Origin of the sequence: Agromyces binzhouensis (assembly GCF_004135055.1) — a bacterium.
GTDB classification, from domain to species: Bacteria; Actinomycetota; Actinomycetes; order Actinomycetales; family Microbacteriaceae; genus Agromyces; species Agromyces binzhouensis.
On the sequence record NZ_SDPL01000167.1, the window covers coordinates 1 to 6,477 of the forward strand.

A 6,477-nucleotide genomic window follows, 5' to 3' on the forward strand; every position below is an offset into this window, starting at 1 on the left:
CGTGCCCTCCTCGACCAGCGCCGCCAGCTCGGCGACGTGCGCCGGCTCGGCGAGGCCCGCGGCATCCGCGCCCTGCGCGTTCGCGAGGCGCGTGAGCTCGCCGGTCCACCACTTGCGGGCGGCAGCGGGGGTCGCACCCGCGTCGATCGTCGCGGCGACCTCGTTCAGGAGCCCGCCGTTCGCGACGTCCTGGAACTCGAGGTCGGTGAAGCCCCACTCCGCCTTCAGCCGACGCCGACGCGCGGCCGGCGGCTCGGGCAGCGCGGCGCGGAGTTCCTCGATCACCGCAGGGTCGGGCACGACCGGGAGCAGGTCGGGCTCGGGGAAGTACCGGTAGTCGTCGGCGTCGGACTTCGGGCGGCCCGGGCTCGTGGTCCCGGTGTCCTCGTGCCAGTGGCGGGTCTCCTGCGTGATCGTGCCGCCGTCGGCGAGGATCGCCGCCTGGCGCTGGATCTCGTATCGGACCGCCCGCTCGACCGAGCGCATGGAGTTGACGTTCTTGGTCTCGGTGCGCGTGCCGAACTTCTCCTGGCCCTTCGGACGGAGCGAGACGTTCGCGTCGCAGCGGAGGTTGCCCCGCTCCATGCGCGCCTCGGAGATGCCGAGCGAGAGCACGATGTCGCGAATCGTCGCCACGTAGGCGCGCGCGAGCGCGGGAGCATCCGCGCCGGCGCCGACGATCGGCTTGGTCACGATCTCGACGAGCGGCACGCCCGCGCGGTTGTAGTCGACGAGCGAGTACTCGGCGCCCTGGATGCGGCCGGTCGTGCCGCCGACGTGGGTGAGCTTGCCCGCGTCCTCCTCCATGTGCGCGCGCTCGATCGCGACCTCGAACGTGCGCCCGTTCTCGAGCTCTACCTCGACCGAGCCCTCGAAGGCGATCGGCTCGTCGTACTGCGAGATCTGGTAGTTCTTGCCGAGGTCGGGGTAGAAGTAGTTCTTCCGGGCGAACCGGCTCGACGGCGCGATCGAGCAGCCGAGCGCGAGCCCGAGCGAGATCGAGAACCGCACCGCGGTGCCGTTCACGGCCGGGAGCGAACCCGGAAGGCCCATGTCGACGGGCGCGACGAGCGTGTTCGGCTCGGCGCCGTGGAACTCGTCGTTCGCCGGGTTCGGCGCCGACGAGAACATCTTCGTCCGGGTGTTGAGCTCGACGTGCACCTCGAGCCCGATGACCGGGTCGAAGCGCTCGAGCGCCTCGTCGAAGTCCATCAGTGCTGCGCGCGCCATCAGACCACGCCCTCCTCGGTCGCCATGAGTTCGTGGGTGGACAGGTCGGGCGCCTGGGCGAGCAGCGGCCCGCCCCAACGGTCGACGAGGAGCGCCTCGAGGGCGCCGCCGACGTTGTACAGTCGCGCGTCCTCGCGCGCCGGCGCGAGGAACTGGATGCCGACCGGCAGGCCGTCCTCCGGAGCGAGGCCGGCGGGGACCGAGATGCCGGGCACGCCCGCGAGGTTCGCGGGGATCGTCGCGACGTCGTTGAGGTACATCGACAGCGGGTCGTGCAGCTTCTCGCCGAGCTTGAACGCCGTGGTCGGCGCGGTGGGCGTGGCGAGCACGTCGACCTCCGCGAACGCGGCGTCGAAGTCCTGCTGGACCAGGGTGCGGACCTTCTGGGCGCTGCCGTAGTACGCGTCGTAGTAGCCGGCCGAGAGCGCGTACGTGCCGAGGATGATGCGGCGCTTGACCTCGGGACCGAACCCCGCCTCGCGGGTCGCGGCCATGACCTCCTCGACCGTGCCGCCGCCCTCGGGCACGACCCGGAGGCCGAAGCGCACCGAGTCGAACTTCGCGAGGTTGGAGGACGCCTCGGCGGGCAGGATCAGGTAGTACGCGGCGATGGCGTACTCGAAGTTCGGCGCGCTCACCTCGACGATCTCGGCGCCGTTCGCCTGGAGCAGCTCGAGCGACTCGTGGAAGCGCTGGCGGACGCCCGCCTGGAAGCCGTCGGAGTCGAGCTCCTTGACGACGCCGATGCGCAGGCCCGAGACATCCGCTCGCCGGACCGCCTCGGCCATCGACGGCCACGCCTCGGGGATCGAGGTCTGGTCGTGCGGGTCGTGGCCGGCGATGACGTCGTGGAGCAGCGCCGCGTCGAGCACGGTGCGGCTCACCGGGCCGATCTGGTCGAGCGACGAGGCGAGCGCGATCGAGCCGTACCGGCTCACGCCGCCGTAGGTGGGCTTGGTGCCGACGGTGCCGGTCACGTGCGCCGGCTGGCGGATCGAGCCGCCCGTGTCGCTGCCGAGCGCGAGCGGCGCCTCGAACGCCGCGACGGCCGCGGCCGATCCGCCGCCCGAGCCGCCGGGGATGCGATCGAGGTCCCACGGGTTGTGCGTCGGGCCGTAGGCCGAGTGCTCGGTCGACGACCCCATGGCGAACTCGTCCATGTTCGTCTTGCCGAGCGGCACCATGCCGGCCTCGCGGACCTTGCGCACGGGCGTCGCGTCGTACGGCGGGATCCAGCCCTCGAGGATGCGCGAACCCGACGTGGACGGCATCCCCTTGGTCACGAGGACGTCCTTGATGGCGATCGGCACGCCGGCCAACGGGCCGAGCTCCTCGCCGGCGGCACGACGTCGGTCGACGTCGGCGGCGGTCTCGAGCGCCTCGGCGTTCACGTGCAGGAACGCGTGGACCGCGCCGTCGACGTTCGCGATGCGGTCGAGGTGCGCCTTCGTCGCCTCGACCGACGAGACCTCGCCGGAGGCGAGCTTCGCGGCGAGGTCGGCGGCGCTCAGCCGGATCAGGTCGCTCACTGCTCCTCCCCCAGGATCGCCGAGACCACGAAGCGCGTGCCGTCGTGCTCGGGGGCGCCCGACAGCGCCTGCTCGACGCTCAGCACGTCGGCCGGCACGTCCTCGCGAAGCGGGTTGTGCAGCGGGATCGGGTGGCTGGTGGGCACCACGTCGGGCGTGGCCACCTCGCTCACCTTCTCGACCGCCTGCATGATCTGGCCGAGCTCCGTCGTGAGGTGCTCGATCTCTTCCTCGGTGAGCGCGATACGTGCGAGGTTCGCGAGGTGCGCGACCTGCTCGGCGCTGATTTCAGACATGCTGCTCCGTCGTCCGGGAATGGGGATGCAGCAATCCTATCGAGGCGCGCCGAACAGGCCGACGCCGTACTTCTGCAGCAACTCGTACGCCTCGCCGTACGTCGCCGGCTCCGATTCGCCGTCGCCGTACTCGGCGACGAGCAGGCCGAGCAGTCCCTTCTCGGGCGGGCTGAGCGGGGCGGTGCGATGCGCGTCGCCCGGATGCGACGGCGCCTACTCGGGGTTCGGCGGCGTGTACTGCAGCGTGGTCGCCGGCCACGCCGCCGTACCTCGGCAACTCGCGTCATGTCGCGCCGGGCGCGCCCTCCTGGCGCGGGACCTCGGGCGACTCGTCGTGCTCGCCGGCCTGCACCTTCGGCCCTCCCGCCCTCACCCGACGAGCGCGTCGGGCCCTTCCGTCACCAGGATCGCGAACTGCGCGGCGTCGATCACGCGGACGCCGAGTTCCTCCGCCTTCGCGAGCTTCGACCCGGCGCCGGGGCCGGCTGCGACGAAGTCGGTCTTCTTCGACACGCTCGACGCCGCCTTGCCTCCCGCCGCGATGATCGCCTCCTGCGCGCCCTCGCGCGTGAACCCCTCGAGGCTGCCGGTGGCGACCACGGTGAGTCCGGCGAGCACGCCGCCGGCCTCGGCGGCCCGCCCCGGGCCGGGGTGGTCGGGCGTCGTGAACCGGACGCCGGCCGCTGCCCAGCGCTCGACGATGTCGCGGTGCCAATCGACGTCGAACCACTCGAGCAGCGAGTCGGCGATGATCCCGCCGACCCCCTCGACCTCGGCGAGTTCCTCGCGGCTCGCGGAGCGGATCGCGTCGAGCGAGCCGAAGTGGTCGGCCAGCGCTCGCGCCGCCACCGGTCCGACGTGCCGGACGTTGAGCGAGACGAGGATCCTCCAGAGCGGCTTGGTCTTCGCCTTCTCGAGTTCGGAGAGGAGCTTCGTGGCCGCCTCCGACGGGAGCAGCTCGCGATGGTCCTTCCGGATCCCGGCCGCCCGGCGCTCGGCGGCCGACATCTGCTCGGTGCCCGGCGGATAGGTGACCCGGACCTTCTGGAAGGGTGCTCGTCGAACCTCCTCGCCGGTCACCGGGTCGGTTCGCGGTTCGCCGGTCTCGGCGTCGCGGACGATGACCTCGATCGGGACGAGTTCGTCGACCGTGAGGTCGAAGAGCCCAGCCTCGGTCACGAGGGGCGGCGTCGACGGGACGACGGGCTGGGTGAGCGCGGCCGCCGTGACCTCGCCGAGCGCCTCGATGTCGAGTGCGCCCCGCGAGCCGATGTGCTCGACCCGGCCGCGGACCTGCGCCGGGCAGCTGCGCGCGTTCGGGCAGCGGAGGTCGATGTCGCCCTCCTTCGCGGGGCGCAGCGGCGTCCCGCACTCGGGGCAGCGCTCCGGCATGCGCCATTCGCGCTCGGTGCCGTCGCGGAGTTCCTCGACCGCGCCGAGGATCTCGGGGATGACGTCGCCCGCCTTGCGCAGCACCACCGTGTCGCCGATCAGGACCCCCTTGGCCTTCACGACCTCCTGGTTGTGGAGCGTCGCCTGCTCGACCGTGCTCCCCTGGACCTTCACCGGCGCCATGACCGCGTACGGCGTCGCGCGACCCGTGCGGCCCACGCCGACGCGGATGTCGAGGAGCTTCGTGTGCACCTCCTCCGGCGGGTACTTGTACGCGATCGCCCACCTCGGCGCGCGACTCGTCGCACCGAGTTCGTCGTGCAGCGCCAGTTCGTCGATCTTCACGACGATGCCGTCGATCTCGTGCTCGACGTCGTGACGGTGCTCGCCGCGATCGGCGATGAACGCGGTGACCTCGTCGATCGTGTCGAACACCCGCGAGTGCGGGGAGACCGGGAGCCCCCACCCGGACAGCAGCCCGTAGATCTCGGACTGGCTCGACACGGGCGGGTCCTGCCACGCGCCGATGCCGTGCAGGTGGAGGGCGAGCCGGCCGAGCCGCTCGCGCATGAGCTCGAGTTGCAGCGGGCTCTTGTTCTCGCGCCGCTGCCGGAGGCTGCCCGCGGCGGTGTTCCGGGCGTTCGCGAATTCCGGGAAGCGGGTCGGGATCGCCTCGTCGGCCCGACCCTTCGCACGCTGCTCCGCGGCGAACTCGGCCTGCAGCGCATGCTGGCGCTCGTTGAGCGCCTCGAAGTCCGCGGACCGCAGGAAGACCTCGCCGCGCACCTCGAAGAACGACGGGAACCCCGCACCCTCGAGCCGACGCGGAATCGCGGGGATGAACTCGACGTTCTCGGTGATGTCCTCGCCCACGCGACCGTCGCCCCGCGTCGTCGCGGTCTCGAGCACGCCGTCGCGATAGGCGAGGCTGATCGCGAGTCCATCGATCTTGAGTTCGGAGAGCCAGCGGACCGGCCGCCCTGCGGCGCCCTGCGCCTTCGTCGCCCACTCGGCGAACTCGTCGAGGCTGAACACGTTGTCGAGGCTCAGCATGCGCTCGGCGTGCTCGTGAGACGGGAAGCCGGCGGAGACGAGCGCCGCACCGACCTGCTGCGTCGGGCTGTCCTGACCGGCCAGTTCCGGGAACGCCCGCTCGAGGGCCTCGAGCCGGTGGAAGTCGGCGTCGTACTCGGCGTCGCTGACGAGGCTCACGCCCTCGGAGTAGTACGTCGTCCGGTACCGATCGATGCGCTCGCGGAGCGCCTCGGACTCGATGCGGGCGTCGTCGAATTCGGTGGGGATGTCGCTCACGGAGTCATCCTAGAAGCCGCCGCCGACGTCGCTGCAGCGGAGAGCGGCGCGCGCGCGATGTCCCGGTGGCGGCTCGCACGGACGCGGATCGGGGCGCGCGGATCCCCGCGCGCCCCGATCGTCGTGGAACCGCCCGACTACGCGCCGAACCCGACGGCGTCGACCTTCCGGTGGTAGCGGGTGCCCGCCTTGCCGCCGAGGACCGCGCCGCCGAGCGTGACGACGACGAGGAGCACCAGGGTGACGATGCCGGCCACCGTGAGCTCGCCCTCGTTGACGGGGATGCGCGGGAACGTGTTGAGCGTCGCGAGCACGTCGTACCGGGTGCCGGCGAGCGCGGCGAGCGCCGCACCGACGACCGCCATCACGATCGCCCAGAGCCAGACCGCGACGCCCTGCTTCAGCCCGTTGAAGCGCGCCATCCGCCCGGCGACGTAGCCGCCCGCGAAGTACGCGACGAACAGCGCGACCAGCAGCGCGATCGCGCCGACGACGCCGATCGTCTGCGGATCCTCCGCGACGGCGTCGTCGACGGCGGCTCCGACGTTGCCGAGCCCGAGCGCCGCCCCCGTGCCGGCGAGGAACGCGGTGAGGAGCGCGCCGAGGCCGAGCGCGGTCAGCCAGCCGAAGAACGCCGCGCCGAACTTGATGCCGCCGAACCGCTCCCGCTCCCGGTCGATGACGGCCGCCCGCACCGCCGGGTCGGCGAGCGGGCGCTC

Annotated in this window: 5 protein-coding genes; all 5 read right to left on the bottom strand. The window is 72.2% G+C overall.

Translation table 11 applies throughout. The features are described from left to right. Positions 1-1,230, bottom strand: a 1,230-nt coding sequence (gatB, locus tag ESO86_RS09565) for an Asp-tRNA(Asn)/Glu-tRNA(Gln) amidotransferase subunit GatB (protein WP_129234692.1), incomplete at its 3' end; no start/stop codon positions are given. Then, complete coding sequence (gene gatA / locus ESO86_RS09570) at positions 1,230-2,759, bottom strand: Asp-tRNA(Asn)/Glu-tRNA(Gln) amidotransferase subunit GatA (protein WP_129234693.1); 1,530 nt, start codon at positions 2,757-2,759, stop codon at positions 1,230-1,232. The genes gatB and gatA, both read right to left, overlap by 1 nt. Next, positions 2,756-3,055, bottom strand: a complete 300-nt coding sequence (gene gatC / locus ESO86_RS09575; protein ID WP_129234694.1) for an Asp-tRNA(Asn)/Glu-tRNA(Gln) amidotransferase subunit GatC — start codon at positions 3,053-3,055, stop codon at positions 2,756-2,758. The genes gatA and gatC overlap by 4 nt, the downstream gene beginning before the upstream one ends. Positions 3,056-3,424: 369 nt before the next feature. Further along, positions 3,425-5,758 (bottom strand): NAD-dependent DNA ligase LigA, encoded by a 2,334-nt coding sequence (ligA, locus tag ESO86_RS09580; RefSeq protein WP_129234695.1) that lies wholly within the window; start codon positions 5,756-5,758, stop codon positions 3,425-3,427. 137 nt (positions 5,759-5,895) lie between these two features. Then, positions 5,896-6,477: hypothetical protein (locus ESO86_RS18780; RefSeq protein WP_165307590.1), on the bottom strand; the 582-nt coding region annotated here is incomplete at its 5' end.

Coding starts and splice junctions, on each gene's coding strand:
- gatC (WP_129234694.1), bottom strand. CDS start 3,055: ATGTCTGAAATCAGCGCCGAGCAGGTCGCGCACCTCGCGAACCTCGCA.